The organism is Qipengyuania xiamenensis (assembly GCF_019711495.1).
Lineage (GTDB): Bacteria > Pseudomonadota > Alphaproteobacteria > Sphingomonadales > Sphingomonadaceae > Qipengyuania > Qipengyuania xiamenensis.
Map to the genome: position 1 here is coordinate 469,658 of NZ_JAIGNM010000002.1, position 26,996 is coordinate 496,653.

General features: G+C 64.1%; 29 protein-coding genes. 16 read left to right on the plus strand and 13 right to left on the minus strand.

Annotated elements, in window-relative coordinates; all coding sequences use genetic code 11:
* Nucleotides 1–32: 32 nt before the first annotated feature.
* Nucleotides 33–2,198 carry a primosomal protein N' gene (locus tag K3165_RS10480; protein WP_221548824.1) on the minus strand — a complete coding sequence of 722 codons (2,166 nt, stop codon included), beginning with the start codon at nucleotides 2,196–2,198 and terminating at the stop codon, nucleotides 33–35.
* 66 nt (nucleotides 2,199–2,264) lie between these two features.
* Here K3165_RS10480 and K3165_RS10485 point away from each other — a divergent pair, with 66 nt between their 5' ends.
* The 6 genes from K3165_RS10485 to K3165_RS10510 all read left to right on the plus strand — a co-directional run bounded on the left by K3165_RS10485 (nucleotide 2,265) and on the right by K3165_RS10510 (nucleotide 8,654).
* Entirely contained in the window at nucleotides 2,265–2,960 is a 696-nt protein-coding gene (locus tag K3165_RS10485) for a DUF4197 domain-containing protein (RefSeq protein WP_221548825.1), read from the plus strand.
* A gap of 65 nt (nucleotides 2,961–3,025) precedes the next feature.
* Nucleotides 3,026–3,688: a fructose-6-phosphate aldolase gene (gene fsa, locus K3165_RS10490; RefSeq protein WP_221548826.1), complete on the plus strand. Its 663-nt coding sequence runs from the start codon at nucleotides 3,026–3,028 to the stop codon at nucleotides 3,686–3,688.
* 10 nt (nucleotides 3,689–3,698) lie between these two features.
* Nucleotides 3,699–5,528, plus strand: a complete 1,830-nt coding sequence (cobT, locus tag K3165_RS10495) for a cobaltochelatase subunit CobT (protein ID WP_221548827.1) — start codon at nucleotides 3,699–3,701, stop codon at nucleotides 5,526–5,528.
* Nucleotides 5,525–6,199 (plus strand): nitroreductase, encoded by a 675-nt coding sequence (locus tag K3165_RS10500; protein WP_221548828.1) that lies wholly within the window; start codon nucleotides 5,525–5,527, stop codon nucleotides 6,197–6,199. Before cobT ends, K3165_RS10500 begins: the two co-directional genes overlap by 4 nt.
* 26 nt (nucleotides 6,200–6,225) lie before the next feature.
* Nucleotides 6,226–7,674, plus strand: coding sequence for a cysteine--tRNA ligase (cysS, locus tag K3165_RS10505; RefSeq protein ID WP_221548829.1), 1,449 nt, complete (start codon nucleotides 6,226–6,228; stop codon nucleotides 7,672–7,674).
* Nucleotides 7,675–7,715: 41 nt separating this feature from the next.
* Nucleotides 7,716–8,654: a D-2-hydroxyacid dehydrogenase gene (locus K3165_RS10510; protein WP_221548830.1), complete on the plus strand. Its 939-nt coding sequence runs from the start codon at nucleotides 7,716–7,718 to the stop codon at nucleotides 8,652–8,654.
* Here the strand turns inward: K3165_RS10510 and K3165_RS10515 are convergent, their stop codons facing one another.
* Entirely contained in the window at nucleotides 8,655–9,008 is a 354-nt protein-coding gene (locus K3165_RS10515; RefSeq protein ID WP_247714062.1) for a hypothetical protein, read from the minus strand.
* Nucleotides 8,998–9,210, minus strand: coding sequence for a hypothetical protein (locus K3165_RS10520; RefSeq protein WP_221548831.1), 213 nt, complete (start codon nucleotides 9,208–9,210; stop codon nucleotides 8,998–9,000). The genes K3165_RS10515 and K3165_RS10520 overlap by 11 nt, the downstream gene beginning before the upstream one ends.
* 188 nt (nucleotides 9,211–9,398) lie before the next feature.
* Here K3165_RS10520 and K3165_RS10525 point away from each other — a divergent pair, with 188 nt between their 5' ends.
* Nucleotides 9,399–10,028 (plus strand): S24 family peptidase, encoded by a 630-nt coding sequence (locus K3165_RS10525; protein ID WP_221549024.1) that lies wholly within the window; start codon nucleotides 9,399–9,401, stop codon nucleotides 10,026–10,028.
* Between the two features lie 357 nt (nucleotides 10,029–10,385).
* Here the strand turns inward: K3165_RS10525 and K3165_RS10530 are convergent, their stop codons facing one another.
* Both K3165_RS10530 and K3165_RS10535 read right to left on the minus strand, forming a co-directional pair.
* Nucleotides 10,386–10,769 (minus strand): hypothetical protein, encoded by a 384-nt coding sequence (locus tag K3165_RS10530; RefSeq protein ID WP_221548832.1) that lies wholly within the window; start codon nucleotides 10,767–10,769, stop codon nucleotides 10,386–10,388.
* A gap of 88 nt (nucleotides 10,770–10,857) precedes the next feature.
* Nucleotides 10,858–11,232, minus strand: a complete 375-nt coding sequence (locus tag K3165_RS10535) for a hypothetical protein (RefSeq protein WP_221548833.1) — start codon at nucleotides 11,230–11,232, stop codon at nucleotides 10,858–10,860.
* Between the two features lie 129 nt (nucleotides 11,233–11,361).
* On the opposite strand from K3165_RS10535, the gene K3165_RS10540 reads away from it, so the two are divergent.
* Nucleotides 11,362–12,030 (plus strand): MBL fold metallo-hydrolase, encoded by a 669-nt coding sequence (locus tag K3165_RS10540; protein WP_282098674.1) that lies wholly within the window; start codon nucleotides 11,362–11,364, stop codon nucleotides 12,028–12,030.
* 7 nt (nucleotides 12,031–12,037) lie between these two features.
* Here the strand turns inward: K3165_RS10540 and K3165_RS10545 are convergent, their stop codons facing one another.
* Nucleotides 12,038–12,439, minus strand: coding sequence for an MAPEG family protein (locus K3165_RS10545; protein WP_221548834.1), 402 nt, complete (start codon nucleotides 12,437–12,439; stop codon nucleotides 12,038–12,040).
* Between the two features lie 239 nt (nucleotides 12,440–12,678).
* Here K3165_RS10545 and rpmF point away from each other — a divergent pair, with 239 nt between their 5' ends.
* The 5 genes from rpmF (at nucleotide 12,679) to K3165_RS10570 (ending at nucleotide 15,680) form a co-directional block, all read left to right on the plus strand.
* Nucleotides 12,679–12,861, plus strand: coding sequence for a 50S ribosomal protein L32 (gene rpmF, locus K3165_RS10550; protein WP_040965823.1), 183 nt, complete (start codon nucleotides 12,679–12,681; stop codon nucleotides 12,859–12,861).
* Nucleotides 12,862–12,887: 26 nt separating this feature from the next.
* Nucleotides 12,888–13,925, plus strand: coding sequence for a phosphate acyltransferase PlsX (plsX, locus tag K3165_RS10555; RefSeq protein WP_221548835.1), 1,038 nt, complete (start codon nucleotides 12,888–12,890; stop codon nucleotides 13,923–13,925).
* On the plus strand, nucleotides 13,922–14,887 hold the full coding sequence (locus K3165_RS10560; RefSeq protein ID WP_221548836.1) for a beta-ketoacyl-ACP synthase III: 966 nt from the start codon (nucleotides 13,922–13,924) through the stop codon (nucleotides 14,885–14,887). Before plsX ends, K3165_RS10560 begins: the two co-directional genes overlap by 4 nt.
* Before the next feature lie 109 nt (nucleotides 14,888–14,996).
* Nucleotides 14,997–15,296, plus strand: a complete 300-nt coding sequence (locus K3165_RS10565) for an integration host factor subunit alpha (RefSeq protein WP_221432332.1) — start codon at nucleotides 14,997–14,999, stop codon at nucleotides 15,294–15,296.
* 21 nt (nucleotides 15,297–15,317) lie between these two features.
* Nucleotides 15,318–15,680: a MerR family transcriptional regulator gene (locus tag K3165_RS10570; protein WP_221548837.1), complete on the plus strand. Its 363-nt coding sequence runs from the start codon at nucleotides 15,318–15,320 to the stop codon at nucleotides 15,678–15,680.
* A 3-nt stretch (nucleotides 15,681–15,683) separates the two neighbouring features.
* Here K3165_RS10570 and K3165_RS10575 read toward each other — a convergent pair whose 3' ends face one another.
* From K3165_RS10575 to K3165_RS10600, 6 genes are all read right to left on the minus strand, one after another.
* A complete protein-coding gene (locus tag K3165_RS10575) occupies nucleotides 15,684–17,057 on the minus strand; it encodes a M24 family metallopeptidase (protein ID WP_247714063.1) in 1,374 nt (457 codons plus the stop codon).
* Nucleotides 17,054–17,821 (minus strand): class I SAM-dependent methyltransferase, encoded by a 768-nt coding sequence (locus K3165_RS10580; protein ID WP_221548838.1) that lies wholly within the window; start codon nucleotides 17,819–17,821, stop codon nucleotides 17,054–17,056. The genes K3165_RS10575 and K3165_RS10580 overlap by 4 nt, the downstream gene beginning before the upstream one ends.
* Nucleotides 17,822–21,244, minus strand: a complete 3,423-nt coding sequence (smc, locus tag K3165_RS10585; protein WP_221548839.1) for a chromosome segregation protein SMC — start codon at nucleotides 21,242–21,244, stop codon at nucleotides 17,822–17,824.
* A gap of 30 nt (nucleotides 21,245–21,274) precedes the next feature.
* The gene (locus tag K3165_RS10590) at nucleotides 21,275–22,018 is read right to left on the minus strand and encodes a thioredoxin domain-containing protein (protein ID WP_221548840.1); all 744 of its coding nucleotides are present in this window, start codon (nucleotides 22,016–22,018) and stop codon (nucleotides 21,275–21,277) included.
* A 119-nt stretch (nucleotides 22,019–22,137) separates the two neighbouring features.
* Complete coding sequence (locus K3165_RS10595) at nucleotides 22,138–22,854, minus strand: thioredoxin domain-containing protein (protein WP_221548841.1); 717 nt, start codon at nucleotides 22,852–22,854, stop codon at nucleotides 22,138–22,140.
* A gap of 2 nt (nucleotides 22,855–22,856) precedes the next feature.
* Complete coding sequence (locus tag K3165_RS10600; RefSeq protein WP_221548842.1) at nucleotides 22,857–23,456, minus strand: DUF721 domain-containing protein; 600 nt, start codon at nucleotides 23,454–23,456, stop codon at nucleotides 22,857–22,859.
* Nucleotides 23,457–23,470: 14 nt separating this feature from the next.
* On the opposite strand from K3165_RS10600, the gene mutY reads away from it, so the two are divergent.
* Nucleotides 23,471–24,490 carry an A/G-specific adenine glycosylase gene (gene mutY / locus K3165_RS10605; protein ID WP_221548843.1) on the plus strand — a complete coding sequence of 340 codons (1,020 nt, stop codon included), beginning with the start codon at nucleotides 23,471–23,473 and terminating at the stop codon, nucleotides 24,488–24,490.
* Here the strand turns inward: mutY and K3165_RS10610 are convergent.
* Entirely contained in the window at nucleotides 24,487–24,708 is a 222-nt protein-coding gene (locus K3165_RS10610; protein WP_221430720.1) for a hypothetical protein, read from the minus strand. The genes mutY and K3165_RS10610 overlap by 4 nt on opposite strands.
* A 110-nt stretch (nucleotides 24,709–24,818) precedes the next feature.
* Between K3165_RS10610 and K3165_RS10615 the strand changes: the two genes are divergently transcribed.
* Nucleotides 24,819–26,129 carry a serine hydrolase domain-containing protein gene (locus K3165_RS10615; RefSeq protein WP_221548844.1) on the plus strand — a complete coding sequence of 437 codons (1,311 nt, stop codon included), beginning with the start codon at nucleotides 24,819–24,821 and terminating at the stop codon, nucleotides 26,127–26,129.
* Nucleotides 26,129–26,986: an NAD(+) diphosphatase gene (gene nudC / locus K3165_RS10620; RefSeq protein ID WP_221548845.1), complete on the plus strand. Its 858-nt coding sequence runs from the start codon at nucleotides 26,129–26,131 to the stop codon at nucleotides 26,984–26,986. The genes K3165_RS10615 and nudC overlap by 1 nt, the downstream gene beginning before the upstream one ends.
* The last annotated feature ends 10 nt before the right edge of the window (nucleotides 26,987–26,996 follow it).

Below are 26,996 nucleotides of genomic sequence, written 5' to 3' on the forward strand. Positions count from 1 at the left end.
CCCCGACAATGCGCGAGGATGGAGAGAGTGCCTCAGACGAAGCTGTAGGGGTCGACGTCCACTGCCACGCGCACGCCGGGCGGGTGGTCGATGCGGCTGAGCCAGTTGCGGATCACGTCCTGCAATTGCACGCTGCGCCGGGCATTCATCAGGAGTCTGTAGCGATAACGCCCGCGCAGCTGCGCCATGGGGGCAGGGGCGGGGCCAAGGATCATGCAGTCGGGCACATCGGGGCGGGTATCGCCGATCCGGCGGGCGGCCTCGCGTGCCTCGGCCTCGTCTTCACTCGACACGATGATGGAGGCCCAGCGACCGAAAGGCGGCGCGCCTGCATCGCGGCGCATCTCGGTTTCGGCACTGTAGAAGGCGTCGCGGTCTCCTGCGGCGAGCGCGGCGATGACGCTGGCTTCGGGGTGGCGGGTCTGGATCAGCACTTCGCCGGGTTTCGAGCCACGTCCCGCGCGGCCTGCGACCTGCGCGACCTGCTGGTAGGTGCGCTCGCCAGCGCGCAGGTCCCCGCCTTCGAGGCCGAGATCGGCATCGACCACGCCCACCAGCGTGAGTTCGGGAAAGTGGAAGCCCTTGGTGACGAGCTGCGTGCCGACGATGACGTCGATTTCCTTCGCCTCGACCGCAGCGATGAATTCGGCTGCGCGGCCGGGCGAGTTGAGCGTGTCCGAGGTCGCCACGAACACACGCGCTTCGGGAAGGCGCTCGGCCACCTCGTCGGCGATCCGCTCGACACCCGGACCGCAAGCGACGAGGCAATCGGGTTCGCCGCATTCTTTACACTGGGCGGGACTGGGCGCTTCGTGACCGCAATGGTGGCAGGCGAGGCGGCGGGTGAAGCGATGCTCGACCAGCCATGCGCTGCAATTGGGGCACTGGTAGCGAAAGCCGCAATTCCGGCAGAGAGTCAGCGGCGCATAGCCGCGGCGGTTGAGGAAGAGGAGCGACTGCTCGCCGCGCTCGAGCCTCTCGGCAATACCGTCGACCAGCCGCTGTGCCAGCCACATGCCGTGCGGCGGCTTCTCCTCCTTGAGGTCGATCGTGTCGATATCGGGCAGTTGCGCCCCACCGAAGCGGCTGGGCAGGTCGACCTTAGAGTATATCCCGCTCTCGGCCATCTGCAGGCTCTCGAGCGCGGGCGTGGCGCTGGCGAGGATGATCGGGAAGCCTTCGAAATGCGCGCGCATCACGGCAACGTCGCGCGCATTGTAGCGCACGCCATCTTCCTGCTTGAAACTTGTCTCGTGCGCCTCGTCGACGACGATGAGGCCAAGCTTGGCGAAGGGCAGGAACAGCGCGGAGCGTGCGCCCACCACGACTTGTGCATCTCCGCTCGCCACGGCGCGCCATGCACGGCGGCGCTCGGTCGATTTGAGCGACGAGTGCCACAGTACCGGCTGGACGCCGAAGCGTTCTTCGAACCGGTGGAGGAAGTTCTCGGTCAGTGCGATTTCGGGCAAGAGGACGAGTACCTGCCGGCCCATGCGCAGCGCCTCTGCGACGGGTTCGAAATAAGTCTCGGTCTTGCCCGATCCGGTCACCCCGTCGAGCAGGAAGGGCGCGAACTTCTTCTCGCGCACGGCGGCGGAAAATATCTCGGCTGCCTCGTGCTGCTGGTCGCTTAACTCGACCTGCGCATAATCGGGCCGAGCCTCTTCGTAGGGGCGGTCGCAATCGACTTCGACCGGTTCGAGCACGCCCTGGTTCACAAGGCCGCGCAGCACGCCTTCCGACACTCCGGCAATGCCCGAAAGTTCGCGGATCGTCGCCTGTTCGCCTTCGAGCGCTTCCATCGCCGCCAGCCGCTGCGGGGTCATGCGTTCCGGCATGCCGCCTGTGAGGCGATACTCGGTTATACTCGCCGGTCCCTTGAGCGCGCCGCCGGAAGACAGCGCCATGCGTGCAACGCTGGCGAGCGAGGCGACATAATAGTCGGCCGTCCACTCGATCAGCCGCCGCAGCGGCTCGGGCAAGGGCGGGATGGGGTACAAACCCCTGAGGCCGCGCAATTTCTCGGCAGGAACGTCCGTACCCGGAAGTCGTTCAGCTTCCCAGACGATACCGACCACCGTGCGCGGACCCAGTGGGCACTCGACGACCTGCCCGAGCTCGACCGTCATGCCCTCGGGCACCTTGTAGTCGAGCGGGCCGAGAGCGGCATTGAGGACGAGGCAACGGACGCGGTTCATCTGGCGGCTCATATGGGCCGTCCAACCGATACGAAACAAGGGTGGGACTTTGTGAGGAGACAAGTAATGACCGATATTCTCGTGAGACCTACCGGACGCCGCGCCTTTCTCGGCGGCATTGGTATTGGCGGCGCAGCGCTGGCACTGCCCGGCTGCACGGGCCTTCCCGGGTTCAGCCTGGTCGATGCCGTCCAGCGCATCCTCTTCCTGTCGAGCGAGCGTGCCTTTGCGCGCATGTTGCAGCCGGACGGTTTCTGGGACGAGCAGGTTGCGACCGTTGGCCTCGAAGGGCTGCTGGGCGCGCGCGGCGGCGTGCTGTCGAGCATCCTGACCTCGCCGCTGTTCAAGGACCGGCTCTACGATGCATTCGGCGATATCGCCTATGAAGGTGCCGAACGCGCGGCTCCGCTGGTGACCGAGGCAGTGCGCACCATCGGCATCCGCAATGCGATCGACCTCGTGAATGGCGGTCCTACTGCAGCGACCGCTTTCCTGCGCGGATCGATGGGCGGTTCGCTGATCGAGGCGATGGTACCCGAACTCGGCGACGCAATGCGTCTCGCGCAGGACCCGCTGGTCGGCCAGGCGCTGGCCGCGTTGACCGGAACCGACATCCCGCAGGTCGCCAGCCGCGTCTCGACGCGGATCGACGACACGATCTGGCGCGAAATCGGCGCCGAGGAGAGCGCAATCCGCGCCGATCCCGCCGCAACGCGCGATCCGCTGATCATCGGAGTGTTCGGAACCGGTTCGCGGCTCTAGCCGCAAGGCACCCACATCGCTAAGGCATTCGGGGAATCGCAACACGCTTCCCCGGAGCCGCACACATGAAGTTCTTCGTCGACACCGCAGACATCGCCGACATCAAGGAAATGGCCGACACCGGCCTGCTCGACGGCGTCACCACCAACCCCTCGCTGATCGCGAAGTCGGGCCGTGACTTCATGGAAGTGACGAAGGAAATCTGCGACCTCGTCGATGGACCGGTCAGCGCGGAAGTCGTCGCTCTCGATCACGAGACGATGATGAAGGAAGCAGAGACCCTGCGGAAGATCGCGGACAATGTCTGCATCAAGGTCCCGCTGACGATCGACGGCCTCAAGACCTGCAAGAAGCTGACCTCGGACGGCACGCAGGTGAATGTCACGCTGTGCTTCTCGGCCAACCAGGCGCTGCTGGCTGCAAAGGCCGGCGCGACCTTCGTGTCGCCCTTCGTGGGCCGTCACGACGACAATGGCTTCAATGGCATGGACCTGATCCGCGACATCAAGCAGGTCTATGACAACTATCCCGGCTTCACGACCGAGATCCTCGTCGCCAGCATCCGCAATCCCGTCCACGTCCTCGAAAGCGCGCTGATCGGCGCCGATGTCGCCACCATGCCGCCGGCCGTGATCAAGGGCCTGTTCAAGCATGTCCTGACCGACAAGGGTATCGAAGGCTTCGTCGCCGACTGGGAAAAGACTGGCCAGACGATCCCGACCACCTAAATAGCCTTACGTGGCAGACCAGACCCCCCTCGACCTTTTCAAGCAGGCACTGACCGGCACGGCTCGCGCCATCTCGCGAGAGCCGGAGGTCGAGGTTGCGTGGAGCGCGGATAGTCCGACCCAGTCGGGCAAGAACTTCCGCGTGCCATTGCCGGGCCGGACGCTGCCGCAGGACCAGGCCGCCGAAGCACGCGGTTTCGCGGACAGTTTCGCTTTGAAGCTGCGCCATCACAATGAGGCGATGCACGCCAAGGGCGCGCCGCCAGAACCGATCGCGCGCGCCTGTTACGATGCGATTGAGCGCACGCGCTACGAGGCGCTGGGTTCGAACAATTATTCGGGCATGAAGGGCAACCTCGACGCTGCGGTCGAGCTTCGTACCGCGACCGATCCTATCGGGCGGGCGGAAGCAGCCAAGGACGTGCCGCTGCCGACGGCGCTATCGTTGATGCTGCGCGAGGCGCTGACCGGTGAGGAAATTCCCGACCGCGCCAAGCCCGGCGTCGACATGGTGCGCGAGGAAATCATGTCGCGCATCGGCACCGACATGGAAGATCTTGCAGGCGCTCTGGACGACCAGCGTGCATTCCAGGACCTGACGCTCGACATGCTGCGGCATCTCGAACTCACGCTTCCCGATACGCCCGAGGATGAGGGCAAGGAAGACGGCGAAGACGAGGAAGGCGATACGCCCGAGGACGATCAGGACACCGACGAGGAAGACGAGGGTGACGCCCAGCCGCAGGAAAGCGATGCGCGTGGCGAGGTCGTCGACGGCGAAGCCGATGGCGATGCCGAACAGGACGTCGAGGGTGAGCAGGAAATGTCCGACGGCGATCCTTCGGACGAAGACGGCGAGGGCATGCAGCCCGTGCGCCCGAACCGCCCGTGGACCGACCTTCCCGAAGAGTTCAATTACAAGGCCTATACCGACAAGTTCGACGAGGTGATCGAAGCCCCCGAGCTGTGCGATCACGAGGAACTGGACCGCCTTCGCGCCTATCTCGACAGCCAGCTGGCGGGCCTGCAGGGCATCGTCACGCGGCTCGCCAACCGCCTCCAGCGTCGCCTCATGGCGCAGCAGAACCGCAGCTGGGACTTCGACCAGGAAGAGGGCCTGCTCGATGCCGCGCGCCTGACCCGCGTGGTCGTCAGCCCCGGCCATGCGCTCAGCTACAAGATGGAGCGCGATACCGAGTTCAAGGACACGGTCGTCACCCTGCTGATCGACAATTCGGGTTCGATGCGCGGGCGGCCGATCTCCATCGCCGCGATCAGCGCCGACATCATGGCGCGCACGCTGGAGCGCTGCGGCGTGAAGACCGAAATCCTCGGCTTCACCACCCGCGCGTGGAAGGGCGGGCAGTCACGCGAGTCATGGCTTGCCGATGGCCGCCCCGCTGACCCGGGCCGCCTCAACGATCTGCGCCACATCATTTACAAGAAGGCCGACGAGCCATGGCGCCGCGCGCGCCGCAACCTCGGCCTGATGATGCGCGAGGGGCTGCTCAAGGAAAACATCGATGGCGAGGCACTGCTATGGGCGCACACCCGCCTGCTCGCCCGTCCCGAAGATCGCCGCATCCTGCTGGTTATCAGCGACGGTGCGCCGGTGGACGACAGCACGCTGAGCGTCAACCAGGCGGGCTATCTCGAAGGACACCTCAGGAAGGTGATCGAGTGGATCGAGAAGCAAAGCCCCGTCCAGCTCGCCGCCATCGGCATCGGCCATGACGTGACCCGCTATTACAAGCGCTCGGTGACGATCATGGACGTGGAACAGCTCGGCGGGACGATTATCGAGCAGCTTGCGGGTTTGTTCGAGGTGGAGAACCGATGAAAGTCACCGAAGCCGTCCAGTCCCGCCGCTCCGTCCGCGCATTCACCGACCAGCCGGTTGATCGTGAGGTCCTCACTCGCGTGCTTGAAAAGGCGCAGCGTTCGCCTTCGGGCGGCAATGTCCAGCCGTGGAATGCCGTGATCCTCACCGGCGATCCGATGCAGGCGCTGTTCGACCGGGTGGCGCAGGAATTCCCCAAGGGACGCGCGGCGCTGCAGCCTGAATACGATATCTATCCCAAGGACCTCGACGGCGCTTACGAGGAGCGACGCTTCGGCGTGGGCGAGGACATGTACGCCTCGCTCGGCATCACGCGCGAGGACAAGGCCAAGCGCCTCATGTGGTTCGCCAACAACTTCCGCGCCTTCGGGGCGCCGGTGCTGATGCTGGTCCACACGCCCAAGTACATGGGCCCGCCGCAGTGGAGCGATATCGGCATGTGGCTGCAGACGATCATGCTGCTGCTGCGCGAGGAAGGACTCGATAGCTGCGCGCAGGAAGCCTGGGCCGCCTACAGCCCGCAGGTGCGCGAGATGGTCGATATTCCCGAAGACCACATCTTCTTCTGCGGTATGGCCATCGGCTATCGCGATCCCGATGCGCCGGTGAACCAGTTCGATGTCAAACGTGCGCCGCTGGAAGAATCCGTGCGCTGGGAGGGTTGGCAGTAGGGCCGCCGCCACCTAATGGCCTGCGCATGACCGAAACGCCGCTCAAGCTGTTCAACTCGCTCACCCGCGAGATCGAGACCTTCACCACCGTCCACCCGGGCGAGGCGCGCGTCTATACCTGCGGCCCGACGGTCTACAATTACCCCCACATCGGCAATATGCGCGCCTATGTCTTTGCGGACGTGCTCGGCCGGACGCTGAGCTGGAAGGGGTACGATCTCACCCACATCATCAACATCACCGATGTCGGTCATCTCACCGACGATGCGGATGAGGGCGAGGACAAGATGGAGAAGATGGCTGCCGAGCGCGCGCAGTCGATCTGGGACATCGCGAAGCACTATACCGAAGCCTATTGGGCCGATGTGAAGGCGCTCAACATCCGCCAGCCGGCCAAGTGGTCGGTCGCCACCCATTACATCGACGAGATGATCGAGTTCGCGAAAGGCATTGCGGACAAGCACTGCTACGAGCTGGAAAGCGGGCTCTATTTCGATGTCTCGACGATCCAGGATTACGGCAAGCTCGCCCGCGCCGTCACCGAAGAGGGCGAGGGCCGCATCGACACGGTCGAGGGCAAGCGCAACGCCGCAGACTTCGCGATCTGGCGTAAGACGCCCGAGGGCGAAAAACGCCAGATGGAATGGGATTCCCCGTGGGGCAAAGGCGCGCCCGGATGGCATCTCGAATGCTCGGTGATGGGCGGCAAGCTCCTGGGCTTCCCCTTCGACATCCACACCGGCGGGATCGACCACCGCGAGATCCACCACCCGAACGAGATCGCGCAGAACCAGGCGCATTGCTGCACCAATGGCCTCGACGTGGCCGAGAACAGCGGCGCGCGCATCTGGATGCACAACAACTTCCTCGTCGAGCGCAGCGGCAAGATGAGCAAGAGCGCTGGCGAATTTCTTCGCCTGCAGTTGCTGATCGACAAGGGCTACCACCCGCTCGCCTACCGCATGATGTGCCTGCAGGCGCATTATCGCAGCGAGCTGGAGTTCAGCTGGGACGGCCTCGGCGCGGCGCTTACGCGATTGAAGCGCATCGTGATGCAGGCCGAGCGGCTGAAGGACACGCCTGCAGGCGATCCCTCGCACCAGAAATTCGCCTCGATGCGCGAGAAGTTCGCGACCGCGATTGCCGACGATCTCAACACCTCGGTGGGGCTGGTGGCGCTCGAAGAGGCGCTCGCGGTCAAGAAGGTGGATGCGGGCGTGAAGCGCGCTGTGATCGAGGACATGGACCGCGTGCTCGGCCTCGACCTGTTCGATCTCAGCCGCAAAGACCTGCGCATCAGGCCCAAGACCGCCGAGATCACCGAAGCCGAGATCGAAGCCGAACTCATCCGCCGCAAGGAGGCCAAGGTCGAGAAGGATTTCGCTACGTCCGACGCCATCCGCGAGACGCTTGCCGCCAAGGGTGTCGAGGTGATGGACGGCGATCCGCTCGGCTGGGAGTGGAAGCTCGGCTGAGTTGCGGTTAGGGACTTAATCCGAAGAGGAGAGTCTCACCCATGACCAAAGCCGTGATGTCCGCCCTGATCCGCCCGCTGGTGGAGCCGCGCCTGCCCGAATGGGTGGAGCCCATGTGGTTCATGACCAAGGAAGAGGCGCTGGAGTTCGCTCCGGAGGCCGAGATCGGCTGGTTCGATCTCAACGACAAGGAGCCGATGATCGAGATCGCGAAGGCCGCGACCAGTCTCAAATGGCTCAACTCGATCTACGCCGGCCTCGATTTCATGCCGCTCGACCTGCTCGCAGAGCGCGGCGTAACCGTGACCAATGGCGTCGGCATCAACGCCATCACCATCGCCGAATATGTCGTCATGATGATGCTGGCTCATGCGAAGGGCTATCGCGAGGTCGTGCGCGCGCAGGAACGCCATGAATGGCTGCTCGATAGTCCGGGCAAGCGCGAACTGTCGGGCGAGCGGGTGCTGCTCCTTGGTCTCGGTGCGATCGGGTCGCTCATCAAGACGCGGCTGGAGGCCTTCGACATGACCGTGGTGCCGGTGCGCAGGTCGGGCGGGGAGGGCAGCTTGCGCCCGGGTGAATGGCGCGAGAAGCTGGGCGAATTCGACTGGGTCATCCTCGCCGTGCCCTCGACCGAAGAAACCAAGGGCATGATCGGCGCGAGCGAGCTCGCCGCAATGCGTCCCAACGCCGTGCTGGTGAACATCGCCCGCGGCGACGTGGTGAAGCAGGACGATCTTGTGGCGGCGCTGGAAGCGAAGTCGATCGAGGCCGCTCTTCTCGACGTGACCGACCCCGAGCCGCTGCCCGAAGATCACCCGCTTTGGGGCCTCGATAACGCGCAGGTCACCATGCACCTGTCGGGCCGCGCGCAAACCAAGATGTTCCAGCGCTCGGCCGACCGTTTCGTCGAAAATCTCGAGCGCTGGCACAAGGGCGAGCCCGTGCAGCCGCAGATGGACCTCGCCGCGGGTTACTGATCAGGCGTCCTCCAGCAGGAGGAGGTCGCACTGCACGACCATGCGCGGGCTGGGTGAGAGGCGGTGCTCCACCTCCACGATACCCGCATCGGCTACAAGCTGGCCGGGGATTGCGAATTCGTGCTCGGGCAGGCAGGCGACGAAGCTTTCGCCCGCCTCGACGGCTTCCTCGCCCGCGAAGAGCAGCGACAGGCTGTGCCGCGTCCCGGCGAAGGTGATGCTCGCCCAGGATTTCTCGGTGTGGGTGATGACCTGCCCCTGATGTTCGCACAGAACCATCAGCGCGGTCCGCAAGCGGTCGCTGGCCGAACGGCGTGCGCGCGGCGGGCGAGGGGGCTTTCCTTCACTGGACATTGAGCGCCTCCTGCGAGGTTTTGCCGTTCGCGGCCTCGAAGCCCATCATGAAGCCGCGAATGCGAGCTTCGGTCCCGCTGCGCGGTTCACGGCCCATGCGCAGGTCGAGCACGAAGCGCGGATCATGCGCGGCGAGGCGGCCGAACTTGGTCGGCGGCATGTCATGCGCGCGCAGGAATTTCTCGATTGAGCGGATCAGCATCTGCAAAGCTCCCCATGGCTGGTTCCAACTGGCGAATCGCTCGCCTTGCTCCTGATTCGTTCCGGTCCAAATCCTACTTGTCTAGGAAAAATCCTATGCTATAGGAATTTTCTCGCATGGGTCCTCTTTCGATACCGAATTCCGGTGTGTCGAATGGTCCCGCAGGAAGGAGCAACGGCGTGGCAGACATGACCCCGGAACGCGCAAGGCTGGTCGAATTGACCGAGAAGAGCCGCACGAGCCTCGCTTCGCTTTCTTCGATGTTGGGTCGTAATTCCAGCTACTTGCAGCAGTTCGTCCGCAAGGGAAGCCCGCGCAAGCTGGAAGAGGTCGACCGCCGGCGGTTGGCAGAATTCTTCGGCGTGGACGAGGTCGAATTGGGTGCCGATCCCGATCTTCGCCCCGCAAGCGAATCGAGGGATTTCGCGGCCGTCCCAAGGCTCGCGCTGGACGCTTCGGCAGGGCCGGGCGCCTTCTCGGCGGAAGAAATTTCCTTCGACAGCTTCCGCTTCAGCCGCCGCTGGCTGCGCGAGATGGGTCTCGAAGGGGCGGATCTCACCGCAATCCGCGTCGAGGGTGACAGCATGGAGCCGACCTTGCGCAGCGGGGACGAGATTTTTGTCGACCGCAACAAGCGCAGCGGCGAGGGCATCCACGTCGTCCGCATCGGCGATGCACTTCACGTGAAGCAGGTCCAGACCAGCGCACCGGGACGGATCGCGCTGATCAGCGCCAACGATGCCTATGCCCCGATCGAACTCGAGCGCGGCGAGGTCGAGATTATCGGCCGGGTCGTGTGGAAGGGCGGAAGGTTGTGACGCCCATGGAAGATGATCCCGAGGGCTTTCGAGAGACCTATAACCGGCGCAGCTTGGCCTCCTGTGGTGGATGCCTCTTCGTTGTATTCCTTGTTCCGTACGTGCTCTGGCTTATCGGCCTGGGGACGGAGGCGAATGTCCCGATATTCGTGACGCTGGCCGCTTTGGCGGCCGGATGGTCCATCTGGGCAAGGATGAGCGTGAAATGCCCGCGCTGTGGCCGGCCGCTGGGTTATTCGCCAGTCGCGCCGCCAATCCTTGCACCGAAGATCTGCCACGGATGCGGACTGGATTTAAGATAGTCGGAAGACCGCTGAGCGACGGGAGACCCTGCGGCAATTCCGCAGTCGGCATGACTTAGCTGGGAAGTCGGTGGTAATCCTCATCCTGCAGCGTCAGCATGTAATCGGCGATCAGCTCGATATCCTCCTCGACCAGATCGACGTCCATTTGCATGGGGTAATTGTGCGCGTCCGAGAGGAAGGCGACCAGCGTCTCCCGCGTGACGCCGGGAGAATTCGCGATATCGGCAAAGCCCGGAGCTTGCGGGTTGGGAGAAATCTCGTTCGTCTTCACCGCGTGGCAATCGCCGCAGATCGCGGTAACGAAAATCGGCGGCTCCTTCTCCGCGCTCGCGGCTACAGTAGTTGCGGCGGGCGCTGCGGTTTCCACCGAGGGCCCGTTGACCTGGCATCCACTGGCGAACAGGCCGAGCATCACGATTGCCTTGAAGTGCCTCACATCCATCCTCCTATTGGGCGAGGATAGCACAAGCAGGCGTCCCCGCATTGATGTGGATCAAGAATTGCCGGCGCCTGACCGTTTCGCGTCAGCTTTCCCCCTGCGCCCTGAGGTCGGTGTTGTGCAGCCGGACCTGCGCGATGTCGTTCTGCTCGAAAACAAGCGAGATCGCGAGCGGGGAATCGCCGTCGACATCGGGGCATTTCCAGAGAATCACGATCGTGTCGGGCTTGTCCTCGTCGAGCACGCGGCGGGGATAACGGTTGCTGCAATTCGCATAGAGCGACTTGAGCTGTTCCTGTTCTTCTGCGGAGGGTGCGCGGACGAAGTCACTGCCGACGAACTCGCTTTCGCCTTTGACCGCGTTGGCAAAGCGCTTGGCCACATCCACCTTTGGGTCCTGGCCGGCTGAAAGGCTGGCAGAGCACGCCAGCAGGACGGCTCCCGTCATGAACTTCTTCATCGTGCGTTCTCCTCCATCACCCCTCAAGTCGCGCTAATAATGCCACTTTCCCGGCAGGGCGGCAAACGGGAAGCACGCAGCGCGGGTGCATGCTTGCAATCGCAGGGCGTGCAGGCCATCTCGCCTTTCATGACCGATACTCCTGCGACCCCGCCCATGAAGGCCGGCATCGTGCCGGTGACGCCGCTCCAGCAGAACTGTTCGCTGATCTGGTGCACGGCCACCAACAAGGGCGCACTGATCGATCCCGGCGGCGATCTCGACAAGCTCAAGGCTGCGGTGAAGCAGACCGGTGTCGAGCTTGAGAAGATCCTCATCACGCATGGGCATATGGATCACTGCGGTGAAGCCGGTGTCCTCGCAAAGGAACTCGGCCTTCCGATCGAAGGCCCGCACGAGGCCGACCGGTTCTGGATCGCGCGGCTCGAGGAAGACGGCGCGCGCTACGGGATGAATTCGCAGGTGTTCGAACCCGACCGCTGGCTGGAGGATGGCGACACCGTGACCGTGGGCGAGCTCACGCTGGAGGTCATCCACTGCCCCGGTCACACGCCCGGCCACGTGGTCTTCTTCCACAGGCCGAGCAAGTTCGCCGTCGTCGGCGACGTGCTGTTCCAAGGCAGCATCGGGCGCACCGATTTCCCGATGGGCAACCACCAGGACCTCATCGATGCGATCACGAAAAAGCTGTGGCCGCTGGGGGACGACGTGACCTTCATCCCCGGTCACGGGCCGACCAGCACCTTCGGGCAGGAGCGCAAGACCAACGCCTTCGTCAGCGACGCGGCGCTGGCCTGAGCGCCACTTACATCACGCCGAGCGGGATCAGGACCGCGACTGCGGCAAGGCCGAGCTGCGTAAGCATGGTGATGATGACGCCGATCGAGCGCCCCTTGGCGAGCGTGCCGCCATCCATGCCGAATCCATGGGCAACGCGTCCCAGCATGTAGATGCCGGCAACCCATGCCAGCCACGGGTTCCCGCGCCCCGAAAGCTCGATCGCTGCGATCAGGATCAGCACGAAGGCGGTATTCTCGACGAAGTTGAGCTGCGCGCGCATGCGTGCGGTCAGCGGGCCGCCTGCGCCATCGTCACCGATGGATACCTTGTGCTTGAGCCGCATCTGGCCGACGCGGATCGAAAGCCAGAGGTTGATGATTGCCGCAGCTGCAGCGGCGGTCAGCGTGACCGGAAGGACGATACCCATTCCCATTTCTCCCTTTGCGTACCCTCGTGCCCTTGGTTAGGGGTTGGGCCGAAGGGCGGCAATCGGGCCTTGAGGATTATCCTCCACTGCGCTTGCATCACCCTGAAAATTCGCTATAGCGCGCGCCTTCACCGTCACGGTCGGGATTTTCCAGCCACCGCGCCTCTTGTGCGATGCCTGACTGTCCCCTAGGGCGGCCACCGAAATTGACTGAAATTGTTTGAGGAACAGGTGCCGAGATGGCCGTCCCCAAGAGAAAAGTATCGCCCCACCGTCGTGGCAACCGTCGTGCGCATGATTCGCTCAAGGTCGAAGCTCATCACGAGTGCTCGAACTGTGGCGAGCTGAAGCGCCCGCACAACCTGTGCCCGCACTGCGGCTACTACAACGGGCGCGAAGTACTCGCCCCCGAAGGTCTCTAAGACCCTAACTTGATTCGGAGAGTGTCATGAGTCTGCCGCGTATCGCCATTGATGCGATGGGCGGGGACGAAGGCGTTCGCGTAATGATCGAAGGCGCCGCGCTCGCGCGTAGGCGCCACGATCGATTCAAGTTCCTGCTTGTCGGTGACGAGACGCGGATCAAGGCCGCGCTCGAAACCCACCCCGGCATGGCGGAAGCCAGCGAAATCCTGCATTGCGAAGACGTGGTCGGCGGCGACGAGAAGCCCAGCCGGGCGCTCCGCCGTGCCAAGACCACCAGCATGGGCCTTGCCGTCGACGCCGTGAAACGCGGCGAAGCAGGCGCTGCCGTGTCCGCAGGCAATACCGGCGCGCTGATGGCGATGAGCAAACTCGCGCTGCGAACCATGCCCGGCCTCGACCGTCCGGCACTGGCCGCGCTGCTGCCGACGCTCGGCGATAATGACGTGATCATGCTCGACCTCGGCGCGAACCGCGAATGCGACGCGCGCAACCTCGTGCAGTTCGCTATCATGGGCGCTGCCTATTCCCGCATCGTCACCGGCCGCGAGCGCCCGCGCGTTCGCCTGCTGAACATCGGGACCGAGGAAACCAAGGGCACCGAGGACATCCAGGCCGCTGCCGACAGCCTTCGCGCTGCATCCGGCCTTGCCATGGATTTCGAAGGCTATGTCGAAGCCGACAAGATCAACCGCGGCGAATGCGACGTGGTCGTGTGCGACGGGTTCTCCGGCAACATCGCCTTGAAGGCCATCGAAGGTGCGGCACGCTTCGTGACCGACCTGCTCAAGCGCGCCTTTTCTTCCTCGATCAGGTCGAAGGTCGGCTTCCTCGTATCGCGCCCTGCGACCGAGCTGCTGCGCCACCATCTCGACCCGAATAACCACAATGGCGCCGTCTTCCTCGGCCTCAATGGCGTGGTCGTGAAGAGCCACGGCAGCGCCAATGCCAAGGGCGTGGCCAATGCGGTCGAAGTTGCCGCGCGCCTGCTCGAGGACGACATCACGAACCGCATCGCCAAGGACCTTGGCGCATTGGGTTCCGAAGAGCTTTCGGCCAAATGATCCGCGCAGTCATCACCGGTAGCGGCAGCGCGCTTCCCGAACAGTGCGTCACCAATGCCGAGATGGCGAAGCGCGTGGATACGACCGACGAATGGATCGTCGAGCGTACGGGCATCCGCCAGCGCTATATCGCTGGCGAGGGTGAAACCACCTCCAGCCTTGCCACCGAAGCTGCCCGCAAGGCGCTCGAAGATGCAGGCGTGGACGCGAGCGAGATCGGCCTGATCATCCTCGCGACCGCAACCCCCGATCACACTTTCCCTGCAACCGCTACGCAGGTGCAGGCAAACCTTGGCTGCCGCGGCGGCGTTGCCTTCGACGTGCAGGCCGTCTGCTCGGGTTTCCTCTACGCGCTGGGAACTGCCGAATCGCTGCTGCGGACCGGCATGGCGAAAAAGGCGCTGGTCATCGGTGCAGAGACTTTCAGCCGCATCCTCGACTGGGAAGACCGCACGACCTGCGTTCTCTTCGGCGACGGGGCAGGCGCAGTGGTCCTCGAAGCGCGCGATGTGGCCGATGACGGACCGGGCATCCTCGCCACGAAGCTTCATGCCGATGGCGAGCACAAGGACCTGCTTTATGTCGACGGCGGTCCGTCGACCACGGGCGAGGTCGGCAAGCTGCGCATGAAGGGCCGCGAGGTCTTCCGTCACGCCGTCGTGAACCTTGCCGACGTGCTCAAGGAAGTCCTTGAAGATGCGGGCGTGGACTCGGGCGATGTCGACTGGGTCGTTCCGCATCAGGCGAATGCACGCATCCTCGATGCGACGGCGCGCAAGCTCGGCCTGTCCACCGACAAGATCGTGGTGACCGTCGACCAGCACGCCAACACCTCGGCTGCGTCGGTTCCGCTCGCCTTCGACGTTGCGCGCAAGGACGGGCGGATCAAGCAGGGCGACCTCGTCATGTTCGAGGCGATGGGTGGCGGCTTCACCTGGGGCGCCTCGCTCGCGCGGATTTAACAATTGATGTTTTTTTCGGCTCCTCGCATTGCCGAAATCCCAAAAATCCAGTAAGTTGCTGATCTCGCAATAACCCAGGGTCGCGTCTGGGGAAGGACAGTAAATGGATATGATGCGCTCCGTGGGAACGCTGACCCGCGCAGACCTCGCAGAAACGATCAACCGCAAGATGGGCCTCAGCCGTGCGGAATCGCTCGATCTCGTCGAAGATATTCTCGCCAAGATGTGCGACGCGCTTGCCCGCGGCGAAAACGTGAAGATTTCCGGCTTCGGCAGCTTCGTCCTTCGCGACAAGAAAGAACGTATCGGCCGCAACCCGAAGACCGGTGTCGAAGTGCCGATCACGCCGCGCCGCGTGATGACCTTCCGTGCCAGCCAGCTGTTGAAAGAGCGGATTGCAAAGGGCTGAGTTTAGCGGTTAAAACCGCTCATGGCCGAATTTAGCGATCACAAAGAAGCAGGTGCCCTACGCACCATTGGCGAGGTTGCCGCTGCAACCGGCATCAAGACGCATGTGCTGCGCTATTGGGAACAGCAATTCCCCCAGCTGAAGCCGCTAAAGCGTAGTGGCGGTCGGCGCTATTACCGCGCCGAAGACGTGACGCTGGTCGAGACAATCGACCGTCTGGTCAATCGCGACGGTTACACGCTGAAAGGCGCCAAGGCCGCCCTGCGCGAAGTGCCCGACCAGCAGGCTGCCGCACAGGCCCCTGTGCGCACATCGGATACGGGCGATATTCTTCCCCGCCTCAAGATGATCAGGGACGATCTGAAAGCCGCTCTGGCGGCCTGAGCCTCAATCGGACGGAATAAGCGTCAGTTCCGTCTGGCGTCCGTCGAGATAGCGCACCGTTTCACCATCGAACCAGGCATCTTCTTCCGACCGGAAGTCCACGCGCTGGCCGCCCCATTCGGGCACTTCGAAATAGTTGGTGAACTCGATCGACCAGGTCGTACCGGCGTTGACCGTACCGCTGCCGCGTGGGTCGGGGCTCTGGTTGTCCCAGAATCCGATGGCAGGGCCGGCGCCATGGCCATGGAAGCCGATAGGGTGGCTGTAAATCGAAGGGTCGAGGCCTTCTTCCAGAGCAGCCTCGCGCGCCCGGGCAAGGATCGCATTGCCGCTGTCGCCTGCACGGAATGATGCGGTCAGGATGTCGCCGACACGATTGGTGCGCGCCAGTCCTTCGCGCAGACCCGCAGGCGCCTCTGTCTCTCCCGGCCTCAGCACATAGGCGAGATGCTGCGTATCGGTGTTGAGCCTAAGGTAGGTGAGGCCGAAGTCGGTCCACAAGAGGTCGCCCGGCTGGATCACAATGTCGTCGTAGATGATCCCCTCTGTGCCCTCGCGCTGCACGGCGACGGAGGGGTGGAACCACGGATCAATTCCGAGCGAAGCCAGCTTCTCGCGATACCACCAGCGCACTTCGCTCGTGGTGGTCTTGCCCGGCGTGATAACCTTTCGGGAAAAGGCCTCTGCAATCAGCGCGTGTGCGATCCGCACGATACCGGGATAGAGGTCGAGCTCGGTCTGCGTGCGGCTTTCGAGCCAGCGCACCGAAAGCGTCTCGCCCGATACGATGCGGTCCTCGTATTCCTGCGGAAGGGCCTCGGTCATGGCGCGATACTGGCTCAGCGTCATCCCGTCACCGAAACGAGTGGCATCGGAATAGTTGATCGCGATTCTTTGCGGATCGCGCGCGGCAATGATGTCGGCCACCGCCTTCCACTGGTCGGGTTCCTCTTCGGGGGCCCATGAAGGCTCGAACAGGTCGGCAAGCCCGTAGCGGCTGACCGTCAGGCGCTCGATCGGCTGGCCGTCACCCGGATCGAAAAAGATCAGGATCGTCCGTCTGCGTGCATGGAAACTCTGCGCGTCGAGCATGGTGGCGAGCACCGGCTCCTCGAAATACTCGCGCGACATCAGCAGCCACATGTCCACGCCCTGTTCGCGCATGATCGCGGGGATCACGGTGTCGAGCCGCTCGGCGAGGATGCGGTCGCCCACCCCGGCGCGCTCCTCCAGCGGCAGGATCGCGGGAAGGGCGGGATTGGCCAGCTCAGTGTCGGACATCGCGACCGCGGACAGACCGGTCTCGCCTGCCATTGCCTGCGGTGCGTAAAGTGCTGCGAGGGTGGCATATGCGAGAGCCAGCTTGCCTTGGTTCATGGTGTCGTGACCTCGTAATTTGCCTGACTGGTCGCTGCGGAGCTGGCAGGTTTGCTGCCGCAAACGCCTGTTGCGCAGCCGAAGAAGAACTTCCGGAATTCCGAGTTCAGGCCCGCATCCTCCAGCATCCCTGAAAACTCGCGCGCATCGCCGAAATTGGCGGAATATTGCCCGATCATCGCAAAATCGTGTGCTCCGCGCAGCAGGACGCGCTCGACCATGGGAAGTACCCGGTCGAGGTGCAGGCGATAGAGCGGTCGTAGCGGCCACCCTTTGGGATCCGATGCCTCGATAAATGCGAAGCGGCCTCCTGGCTTGAGCACACGCGCGATCAGTTCGGCAAGGCGCCGGTGCTGCTCGGGATTGAAGGTCTTCAACCCGAAGGTCGACACGACGAAGTCCGCGCTTTCATCGGGAAGCGAGCTGGCAAGAACGTCGTCCTCGCGGAATTCGATCTTGTGGGCGCGCATTGCGTGGAGGCGCTCCATCGCGCGGCGATGCATGCCCGCCGAGATGTCGACGGCGACGATCGATTCCACTTGGGGTGAGTGCGAAAGCAGGTGAGGCCAGACCTCGCCGGTACCTGCCATCAGGTCGTATCCGTGCCGCGCTTCCGCCGGGAGATCGAGCATCTCCACGCATTGCCGCCGCCAGATCTGGGTGAAACCGAAGGAGCAGGCGTTGCTGAAGGCTATGTAACGGTCAGAGCAGCGATCGAAGACGTCGCGCACGAACTCGGGATCGTAGATGTCCTGCGATGACACCTATTCGGCTGCCAGCAGCTCTTCGGCAGCGCCGAGGTCCACGCTGACGAGGCGGCTCACGCCTTTCTCGATCATGGTCACGCCGAACAGGCGATGCATGCGGCTCATGGTCACGGCATTGTGGGTGACGATGAGGTAGCGCGTGTCGGTTTCCTTCACCATCGCTTCGAGCAGGTCGCAGAAGCGGTCGATATTCGCATCGTCGAGCGGCGCGTCGACTTCGTCGAGCACGCAGATCGGCGCGGGATTGGTGAGGAACAGGGCGAAGATCAGCGCAGTTGCAGTCAGCGCCTGCTCGCCGCCCGACAGCAGGGTCAGCGACTGGAGGCGCTTGCCCGGCGGCTGGGCGAAAATCTCGAGGCCGGCTTCCAGCGGATCGTCGCTGTCGATCAGCGCGAGGTGCGCTTCGCCGCCTTCGAACAGGCGCGAGAACAGCGTCTTGAAGTGGTCGTTGACCTTCTCGAACGCTTCGCGCAGCCGCTCGCGGCCTTCGCGGTTGAGGTTGCCGATCGAACCGCGCAGCCGGTTCACCGCTTCGCGCAGTTCTTCTTGCTCGGCAGCATTGGTGCCGTGCTCGGATTCCATCTTTTCGAGCTCTTCGGCAGCGACGAGGTTGACCGGTCCGATCCGCTCGCGGCTGGCGGTGAGGCGGTCCATCTCCTCGGTCTCGGCCTCGGCGGCCTTGACGCTGTCTTCCTCGAACTCGAATTTCGCGGGCAATAGCGGGGGAGGGGACTGGAAACGCTCGCCCGAAATGCGCGCCATTTCGATGCGGCGGCCGTCCTGGTTCTCGGCGCGCTCGGACAGGCCGGCGCGGTTTTCGCGAGCACCGGCGAGTGCCTCGTTCGCCTCGTTGAAAGCGCGGTCGGCGGCTTGCGCGACTTCGGCAGCGGCGGCGACGGCCTTTTCGGCCTCGGCGAGTTCTGCGCCGAGACGCTCCCGCACCGTGTCGCCTTGCTCGATTTCCTTCATCAGGCCTTCGGGCTTGGCTGCGTAGATCGCCCGTTGCTCCTCGATCTCCTCGAAGCGCATTGCCATCTCGGAAAGACGGCGCGCGGCTTCGCCGGAGCGGGCCTGCCAGTTGGCCATGTCGCTGCGCTGGGCGGCCGTGCGTTCGCGGGCGACCGCGAGCGACTGGTCGTGCGCAGCCAGTTCGGCGGCGCGGGCCTGCAGGGTCGAGCGGGCGGCCTCGTTCTTCGCGCGAGCGGCCTCTAGCGATGCGCGGCCAGCCTCGGGATCGGGCAGGGCATCGCGCTTGCCTTCGGCGGCAGCGACATCGGCCTTGGCCTGTCCGACCACATCGGCGTGATCGTTTTCGGCTTCCTGCAATTCTGCCAGCCGCGCGGTAACGCGTTCGCGCTGCGCCTCTGCCTGATCGAGCGCGCGCAGGGCCTGCCGCTCGGTGTCGGAAGCACCGGCAAGTTCGCGTTCGGCGGCGACGAGATCGCGCTGGAGTTGGGACAAAGTCTCGCTTGCCTGCTGCTGCGTCTTCTCGGCAGTATCGACCGATGCCTGCAATTCGGGGACGAGCTTGTCGAGTTCGACGAAGCGGTTCTCCGCCTCGAGCCGGGCTGCTTCGGCGGCGCCTTCACCATGGACGACGAGACCGTCCCAGCGCCGCAGCCTGCCGTCGAGCGTGACGAGGTTTTCGCCCGGTGCAAGGCTGCGTCCGTCGTCCTTTTCTGCCACATGGACGAGGCTCAGCCGGGCGCGGAGTTCATCGGGGCATTGCGCCAGATGGTCGGAGAGGCTGTCTGTGACCTTCTTCGGCGCATCGGCACCGGTCCAGTAACGTCCGTCGCTGCCTTCTTCCGGCATGCCAAGGAGCGCCTTGCCATCGCGGCCCAAGGCAGCGGCGACAGCGCGCTCATATCCCTTTTCTGCGCGCACACCGTCGAGCGCCTGCTGGCGGCCCGAGCGCTTGGCAGCAGCCCGTTCGCGGGCCTCGCGGTCACGCTTCAGGGCATCATACTCGCGGCTTACGCCGGAAAGCTCGGCCTTGGCCGCGGAATAGGCGCTCGCCGCCTCGTCGCGGGCCGATTGCAGATCGGCCTTGCGGACCTGCATTTCCTCTATCGCGGATCGCTTGGTATCGATTGCCGCAGTCGCTGCATGGGCGGCCTTGCGCGCCTCCTCGACTGCGGCGTCCAGATCTTCGGCAGCGAGCGCCTCGCGCTGGTCGCTGATCCTGCGGCCTTCCGCTTCCACGCGTTCGAGCCGGGCCTTGGCTTGGCTAACCTCGGCCTCGACCACGCGCCATTCGGCCTCGACACCGGCATTGTCAGCGGTGGCCTTGGCAAGAGCGAGCTCGGCAGTGCGGCTGGCACGTTCGGCGTCTTCGCTCTGCGCAACCAGCTTGGGGCGGCGTTCTTCATCCGCGGCAAGCGTCTTTTCGCTGGCGGCCAAATCCTTCTCAAGCCGCGCCAGGGCCTCGGCGGCGTCCTTGGTCATGCGGTCGGCATCGCCGCGATCTTCTTCGAGGCGGACCTTCTGGCGTTCGAGGTCGGCAAGGCGCTGTTCGGCTGCTTCGAGCTGGCTGGTGAGCGCAGCCATGCGGTGACCATGCGCGCTGGCATCATCGCGCCGGTCGGCCTGTTCCTCGCGCGCTTCGGAGAGCTTTTCGGCTGCCTCGCGCTGCGCCTTCTGCGCTTCGTTGGCAGCCTTCTGCGCCTCTGCCACGCGTGCATCCGCATCTGCGGCGGCCTTCTTCGCTTCCTCGGCTGCTGCGGCAGCATCGCGCCAGCGCGCGAAGATCAGCCGTGCCTCTGCGGTCTTTATCTCGTCCGACAGCTTGCGATAGCGCTCCGCCTGCTTGGCCTGCCGGCGCAGCGAGGCGATCTGGCTGTCGAGACCCGCCATCAGGTCTTCGAGCCGTTCGAGGTTCTTTTCGGTCGAGCGTAGCTTGCTCTCGGCATCGCGGCGACGGACGTGGAGGCCCGCGATACCTGCGGCCTCTTCCAGCATCATGCGCCGTTCGACGGGCTTGGCCGCAATGACCTGCGCGATCTTGCCCTGGCTCACCAGCGCAGGGCTGTGAGCGCCGGTCGCCGCGTCGGCGAAGGTCAGCGCCACATCCTTGGCGCGCACATCGCTGCCGTTGACGCGGTAGGCGCTGCCTGCGCCCCGTTCGATCCGGCGGACGACTTCGAGGTCCTCGCCATTGTCGTCCTGCGCGCTGAGCACCACCTCGGCAAAATCGCGCGGCGGGCGAGTGGCCGTGCCGGCGAAGATCACATCTTCCATCCCGCCCGAGCGCATGGACTTGGGCGAGTTTTCGCCCATGACCCAGCGGATCGCCTCGAGCAGGTTGGATTTACCGCACCCGTTGGGGCCGACCACGCCGGTCAGCCCGGGTTCGATGCGCAGGGTGGACGGCTCGACGAAGCTCTTGAAACCGCTCAGTCTGAGCTGTTTGATGAGCATCGTCTTATCGTCCCCCCTCTTGGCGCCGGCTTACCGGGCGCCGGCTGCCTGCAAGATCGGTTCGAGGCCCTGCCACTGGTTTTCCTGCAGGCGGCGGCCGTTGAGGAAGAAGGTGGGGGTGCCCGTCACATTGAGTTCGTTGGCGGCGTTCCGCGAAGTCTCGGCGATCTGCGACACGTTCTCGCTATCGGAGAGGCAAGTGCGCGCCTGATCGGCAGAAATGCCGCGAGCCGCGAAGAATTCGATCAGGCCTGCCGCCTGCGCGAGGCCGAGGAAACGCTCTTCATACGGAGCTTCCATGGCAGCACGATAGCTTGCATCGTTCACCTGCAGATTCTGGCTGAACTGTTCGAGCGACGCCCAAGCCTGGTCCGAAAGCGCATGGAAGCTTTCGGGAGTGCCGCACTGCACCAGAGTCGAGATCGTCACGTCGAGAGGATCGCGCAGGAGCGGACGAATTTCGTAGCTGACGACGCCGGTTTCGACATAGTCGTTCTGCAATGCGAGCGAACCGTTGGTCGCGAAGTAGGCGCAGGCACCGCAGGTGTGGCTGGCGAATTCGACGAGCTTTAGCGGGGCGTCGGGATTGCCGATCACGTAGCCGCCGTCATCGGTCTTGCTCGCGGTTTCGAGCCAGCTCTGTCCTTCGGGTGCGGGGATGGCGGCGATGGCATCGCCCTCGATAGCGCCTGCGGTGTCTTCCGCGGTTTCACCGCAAGCTGCCAGCGCGAGCGCCAGCGGAGCGGCAAGGGCGAAACGAAGGGTCTTGTTCATCGATAATCCTCTTTCGTGGACTGGAAAGACTATGCCACGCATGCGGTAAGGTGAAGCGCGGCCCGGGGCGTGTCCACAGGGCTATCCCCCGCAAATCCGCCTGTGAGGCCGCTTTAGACCTATTGGAAATATGAATCGAGCACGGGCTGGAGGGTCTGCCAGTTATGTGCGTCGAGCCGGCTTTCTCCCATCAGGAATGTGGGCGTGCCGCGAAGTCCGAGCCGGTCGGCATCCGCATTGCTCCGGTCGACGATAGCCCTGGCCTCGTCGTAATCGGTAAGGCAGCTGTCGAGCTGGGTGCGCGAATAGCCGCGGCGTTCCATGATCTCGTAGAAACCTAGGTCACTCGCGATCGCCTGTGCGCGCGAAGGGAAAGTTCCGAAATTCCAGCGTGCCTTCTGGGCCGGTGTCGCCTTATCCGCTGCCCCCATCCATTCGTCGAACTTGAAGATCAGCGCTTCGTGGTTGGCGAAAAACTTGTCCGGCGCGCCGCAGCGCACTGCGAGGGCTGCAGTCAGGTCGACCTGGTCGCGGATCAGGTGGCGGACTTCGTAGGAAACCTTGCCCGTGGGCACGTACAGCAGCTTGATCGCGCCTTCGCCGGTCTGCGCGAAATGCGCGCAGTGCGAGCAGGTGTAGCTCATGTATTCCACCAGACGCGCCTCGGCCTCGGGATTGCCGATCAGGTGCCCTCCCTCGGTCTCGGCGATTTGTGCGCCCCAATTGCCCTTTGGCTGGGAGGATGGAAGTTCGCTGCTTTGCGCGGTGGCGGTCACGGCGAGCAGTGATGCCGCTGCACCGAGGAGGGGGCGGGTCAGTCGGGAGAGTGCAAACACTTTCAGTCTTTCCTGTCTTCGTCACTGCCAAAGCTGCGTGCCAGCGATTCAAGCACGGTGCGCAGCTCGGGATCTCCGATATCGCGCAGGCTGTCACCCAGTTCCATCGGGATCGGCTTTAGCGAGGGGGGAGCCTTTGCCCTGTTCCTGTCTTGCGGAGGCTTAACCGCACCTTGCCGCAGCTTGATCCGTGCCACGGCCTTGTAGCCGAAAAAGCGGTTCACGCGCTCGGTAATCTCGGGGAGGACCTGCTGGATCAGCGGTGCATGGGCGGGAAGGACGACCAGCTCGAGGATGCCTTCCGACTTCTCGCCCGGGGGGAAGCGGATCATTTCGGGCGTGCAGACGCGTGCATGCGTTTCACCTACTATCTCGGGCCAGCGGCTGACGATCGAGCTCTGCACGAAGCCGAAGCGGCGGAAGGCCGGACGACCGATCTGCGGCATGAGATCGGAAATCGGCTTGGCCGCCCCGCCACGCGGACGTTCGTAAGGCTTTGCAGCCTTTTTCCGGCCTACCGCTTCGCTGCTTGAGGTCAGGGATTTCTTCCCCTTGCTCTTTTCTGTTTTTGGCTTGTCGCTTCCCATTGCGGCAGTGCTCATGCCATAGGCTTCGCGTGGCCGCCATAGTCTCCGAACAACTCCTCGACTGGTACGATGCGCATGCCCGCGACCTGCCGTGGCGTGCGCGACCGGGTGATCCGGCGCCCGATCCCTATCGCGTGTGGCTGTCCGAGGTCATGCTGCAGCAGACAACCGTCGCCGCGGTGAAGCCCTATTTCGAAGCATTCACGAGCCGTTGGCCGACCGTTGAGGACCTCGCCGCCTCACCCGAAGAAGACGTCATGGCTGCATGGGCGGGGCTGGGATATTACTCGCGCGCCCGCAATCTCGTGAAAGCGGCGCGGGCGGTAGCTGAGCGGGGCGGTTTTCCCGAAACGGAAAAAGCCTTGCGCGAATTGCCGGGGCTTGGCGCCTATACGGCTGCAGCGGTCGCCGCGATCGCCTTCGACCGCAGGGCCGTGGTGGTCGATGCCAATGTCGAACGCGTGGTTTCGCGCCTGTTCGCAATCCGCGAGCCCTTGCCCGGATCGCGCAAAGCCATCCGCACCTGTGCGGAGGAAATCACTCCCGACAGCCGGGCCGGCGATTTTGCGCAGGCAATGATGGATCTCGGCGCGACGATCTGCACCTCCCGCGATCCCAAATGCCTGTTGTGCCCCCTCCAGACGGCCTGCCGCGGAAGGGCAGAGGGCGACCCGGCGTTGCTCCCGGTCAAAGCGCCGAAGAAGGCCAAACCCGTGCGTCAGGGCAAGGCGTGGTGGATCGAACGCGACAGTGCTGTCTGGCTCATCCGCCGCGAAGGGAAGGGCATGCTTGGCGGAATGCGCGCCTTGCCGGACGACGGCTGGTCCGCTGGTGGCGACGGGTCGGGCGCTCCGCCACTGGACGGGGAATGGCAGGGCGCGGGTGTGGTGCGCCATACCTTTACGCATTTCGCGCTGGAACTGTCGGTCGAACGCCAGTCGACGCGGGAAGAGCCGCCGGGTCATGGCGAATGGTGGCCGGTGGACCAGCTCGAAGAAGCTGGCTTGCCGACCTTGTTCGCCAAAGCCGCGCGGCTTGTTCTGGCCTAGATAATCCCGCCGCCGATGCTCAGGCGGATCGCGGCAATCAGCAGCACCACGAGGCAGAAATTGCGCCCGCCGTTGCTGGACGACATCTGGCCGATGACGATGCCGATCACGATCAGCGGTAGCGCGAACCAGTTGGCCCAGCCGAGCAGCGGAATGGTCGCCGGAATGACGATGACCAGCGATACGATCCCGAACAGGATAGAGAGTAGATTGAGCATGTGTCTTATATGGGTAGCACAGCGATCGATTGCAAGCGTTTCAATTCGCAATTGACCGTTCAGCTTCGCGTCCGCATCAAGGCGCGCAAACAAGTTTGGAGAGATACCCGATGGCCTTTCGTGAATTCGATGCACCGCAACTTTCCCGTCGTTCGCTGTTTCGTTCCGGTGCCTGGCTTTCGGTCGGTGCGGTTGCGGCTGGTGTCCCCGGGGCATCGGCGCTCATGGCGCATGATATCGGTCACGCGTTTCCCGAGGTCGCCAAGCTGGCCGAACGCTACGTGTCGCAGCGCAAGGTCGCGAACCTGCTCGTCTACCTCGGCCGCGGTCAGGACGACATGGCGCATACGGTCGGCGGCGGTAAGCTCGCCTTCGGAAGCGACTCCAATGTCGGCGAGGATTCGCTCTACCGTATCTATTCGATGACCAAGCCGATTACCGGCATGGCGACCATGATGTGCATCGAGGACGGGCTTTTCGGCCTCGATACGCCTCTTGCCGAAATTCTGCCGGCTTTCTCGGACATGCAGGTGCTCAAGACGCCCGATGGTGCGCTCGACGATACCGTTCCGGCCGAAACGCAGATCACGATCCGACATCTGCTCACGCATACGGCGGGCCTCAGTTACATCATCGACGCCAAGGGCCCGCTGCTGGCCGCCTTTGCCGAGAACGGCCTCGTCGGTGGCAGGGTCAGCCGCATGCCGATCCCGGGCCTGCCCGAAGTCGATGCCGCACCCTCGCTCGAAGTATTCGCAGACCGGCTGGCGAAGCTGCCGCTGGTGGCACAGCCGGGCAAGAAGTGGATCTATTCGGCCAGCATCGACCTGCTCGGGCGCGTGATCGAAGTCGCCTCGGGCCAGAGCTTCGAGGACTTCCTGACCTCGCGCATCTTCGAACCCTGCGGCATGACGAGCACCTATTTCGCCGTCCCCGACAGCGAGCGGGCGCGCATGACCACGAACTATGGCTTCCTTGGCGAAATGCCGATCCCGATCGATCCTGGTCCGAGCTCCGTCTTCCTCGACAAGCCCAGTTTTCCCGCAGGCGGAGGCGGGCTCGTCTCCAGCCCGCGCGACTATGACCGCTTCCTGCGCATGCTCCTCGGCTACGGCCAGATCGACGGCGTGCAGGTCATGGAAAGCGATACCGTGCGCACCGGCGTTTCGAACATCCTGCCTGCCGGTGTCGACACGACCGGTTCCTGGATCGAAGGCGAAGGCTTCGGCGCAGGCGGTCGTTCGAGCAACGGCAGCTACGGCTGGGGCGGTGCGGCAGGCACGCTGGCCGCTGCCGATTTCCGCATGAACATGCGCACCGGCCTCTACACCCAGTACATGCCGCCCGAGAAATATCCGATCAGGCAGCAATTTATCGAGGCTCTCGCCACCGACCTTATGGCCGCGAAAGCCGCTGCCTGATGCTGGCATTCACCGGATCGAGACTGGACCGCGCCGACCACGTCCGCGCAGACCCTGACCGACTGGCAGGCTACATGAACTGGAAGGCGCGGCTGCTCGCGCTGGACGGGCTGATGCCGTCGCTCGATGACGAGGGCCGGCTGGCATGGGGCACGCTCGCCGATGCGGGCGAGGATGCCGAGCTGGTGTTCCTCGGGCTCGATGACGGCAAGGCCTGCTTTGCCGCCGTCCCGCCCAAGGGTGACGCCAGCCCGCGCATGGCGAACCCGCAGCTGTGGTCTTTGATGGCTACGCTCCAGCCGGACGACCTTGCGCTTTATGGCGGTGCGCGCAGCATCGTCGACTGGCACGCGCGCCACCGTTTCTGTGCGCAATGCGGCGGCGATACCAAGCTCGCCAAGGGCGGCTGGCAGCGAGACTGCACTGCTTGCGGCGCGAGCCATTTCCCGCGCACCGACCCGGTCACGATCATGCTGGTCGAATATGACGGCAAGCTGATGCTGGGCCGCGGTCTCGGCTGGCCGGAAGGCAGCTTCTCTGCCCTCGCGGGCTTCGTCGAACCGGGCGAGAGCATCGAAGAAGGCGTCGCGCGCGAAGTGCTGGAGGAAAGCGGCGTGAAGGTCCGCGACGTGTCCTACATCGCAAGCCAGCCGTGGCCTTTCCCAAGCCAGCTGATGATCGGCTGCCATGCCTATTCAGATGACGATGCGCTGACCATCGACGAGACCGAGATGGCAGAGATCAACTGGTACACGCGCGACGAGGTGAAGGCGTCGCTGGCGGGCGAGGGGCCGTTCAGGGCGCCGCCAACCCATGCTATAGCGCATCACCTGATGCATTGGTGGATCCACAAATGAAAGTGCTTGA

What these genes read in the sequence shown, in the direction of transcription:
- K3165_RS10480 (WP_221548824.1), bottom strand. Translation starts at nt 2,198, where the DNA reads ATGAACCGCGTCCGTTGCCTCGTCCTCAATGCCGCTCTCGGCCCGCTC.
- K3165_RS10485 (WP_221548825.1), top strand. Translation starts at nt 2,265, where the DNA reads ATGACCGATATTCTCGTGAGACCTACCGGACGCCGCGCCTTTCTCGGC.
- fsa (WP_221548826.1), top strand. Translation starts at nt 3,026, where the DNA reads ATGAAGTTCTTCGTCGACACCGCAGACATCGCCGACATCAAGGAAATG.
- K3165_RS10500 (WP_221548828.1), top strand. Translation starts at nt 5,525, where the DNA reads ATGAAAGTCACCGAAGCCGTCCAGTCCCGCCGCTCCGTCCGCGCATTC.
- cysS (WP_221548829.1), top strand. Translation starts at nt 6,226, where the DNA reads ATGACCGAAACGCCGCTCAAGCTGTTCAACTCGCTCACCCGCGAGATC.
- K3165_RS10510 (WP_221548830.1), top strand. Translation starts at nt 7,716, where the DNA reads ATGACCAAAGCCGTGATGTCCGCCCTGATCCGCCCGCTGGTGGAGCCG.
- K3165_RS10515 (WP_247714062.1), bottom strand. Translation starts at nt 9,008, where the DNA reads ATGTCCAGTGAAGGAAAGCCCCCTCGCCCGCCGCGCGCACGCCGTTCG.
- K3165_RS10520 (WP_221548831.1), bottom strand. Translation starts at nt 9,210, where the DNA reads ATGCTGATCCGCTCAATCGAGAAATTCCTGCGCGCGCATGACATGCCG.
- K3165_RS10525 (WP_221549024.1), top strand. Translation starts at nt 9,399, where the DNA reads ATGACCCCGGAACGCGCAAGGCTGGTCGAATTGACCGAGAAGAGCCGC.
- K3165_RS10535 (WP_221548833.1), bottom strand. Translation starts at nt 11,232, where the DNA reads ATGAAGAAGTTCATGACGGGAGCCGTCCTGCTGGCGTGCTCTGCCAGC.
- K3165_RS10540 (WP_282098674.1), top strand. Translation starts at nt 11,362, where the DNA reads ATGACCGATACTCCTGCGACCCCGCCCATGAAGGCCGGCATCGTGCCG.
- K3165_RS10545 (WP_221548834.1), bottom strand. Translation starts at nt 12,439, where the DNA reads ATGGGTATCGTCCTTCCGGTCACGCTGACCGCCGCTGCAGCTGCGGCA.
- rpmF (WP_040965823.1), top strand. Translation starts at nt 12,679, where the DNA reads ATGGCCGTCCCCAAGAGAAAAGTATCGCCCCACCGTCGTGGCAACCGT.
- plsX (WP_221548835.1), top strand. Translation starts at nt 12,888, where the DNA reads ATGAGTCTGCCGCGTATCGCCATTGATGCGATGGGCGGGGACGAAGGC.
- K3165_RS10560 (WP_221548836.1), top strand. Translation starts at nt 13,922, where the DNA reads ATGATCCGCGCAGTCATCACCGGTAGCGGCAGCGCGCTTCCCGAACAG.
- K3165_RS10565 (WP_221432332.1), top strand. Translation starts at nt 14,997, where the DNA reads ATGATGCGCTCCGTGGGAACGCTGACCCGCGCAGACCTCGCAGAAACG.
- K3165_RS10570 (WP_221548837.1), top strand. Translation starts at nt 15,318, where the DNA reads ATGGCCGAATTTAGCGATCACAAAGAAGCAGGTGCCCTACGCACCATT.
- K3165_RS10575 (WP_247714063.1), bottom strand. Translation starts at nt 17,057, where the DNA reads ATGAACCAAGGCAAGCTGGCTCTCGCATATGCCACCCTCGCAGCACTT.
- smc (WP_221548839.1), bottom strand. Translation starts at nt 21,244, where the DNA reads ATGCTCATCAAACAGCTCAGACTGAGCGGTTTCAAGAGCTTCGTCGAG.
- K3165_RS10590 (WP_221548840.1), bottom strand. Translation starts at nt 22,018, where the DNA reads ATGAACAAGACCCTTCGTTTCGCCCTTGCCGCTCCGCTGGCGCTCGCG.
- K3165_RS10600 (WP_221548842.1), bottom strand. Translation starts at nt 23,456, where the DNA reads ATGAGCACTGCCGCAATGGGAAGCGACAAGCCAAAAACAGAAAAGAGC.
- K3165_RS10610 (WP_221430720.1), bottom strand. Translation starts at nt 24,708, where the DNA reads ATGCTCAATCTACTCTCTATCCTGTTCGGGATCGTATCGCTGGTCATC.
- K3165_RS10615 (WP_221548844.1), top strand. Translation starts at nt 24,819, where the DNA reads ATGGCCTTTCGTGAATTCGATGCACCGCAACTTTCCCGTCGTTCGCTG.
- nudC (WP_221548845.1), top strand. Translation starts at nt 26,129, where the DNA reads ATGCTGGCATTCACCGGATCGAGACTGGACCGCGCCGACCACGTCCGC.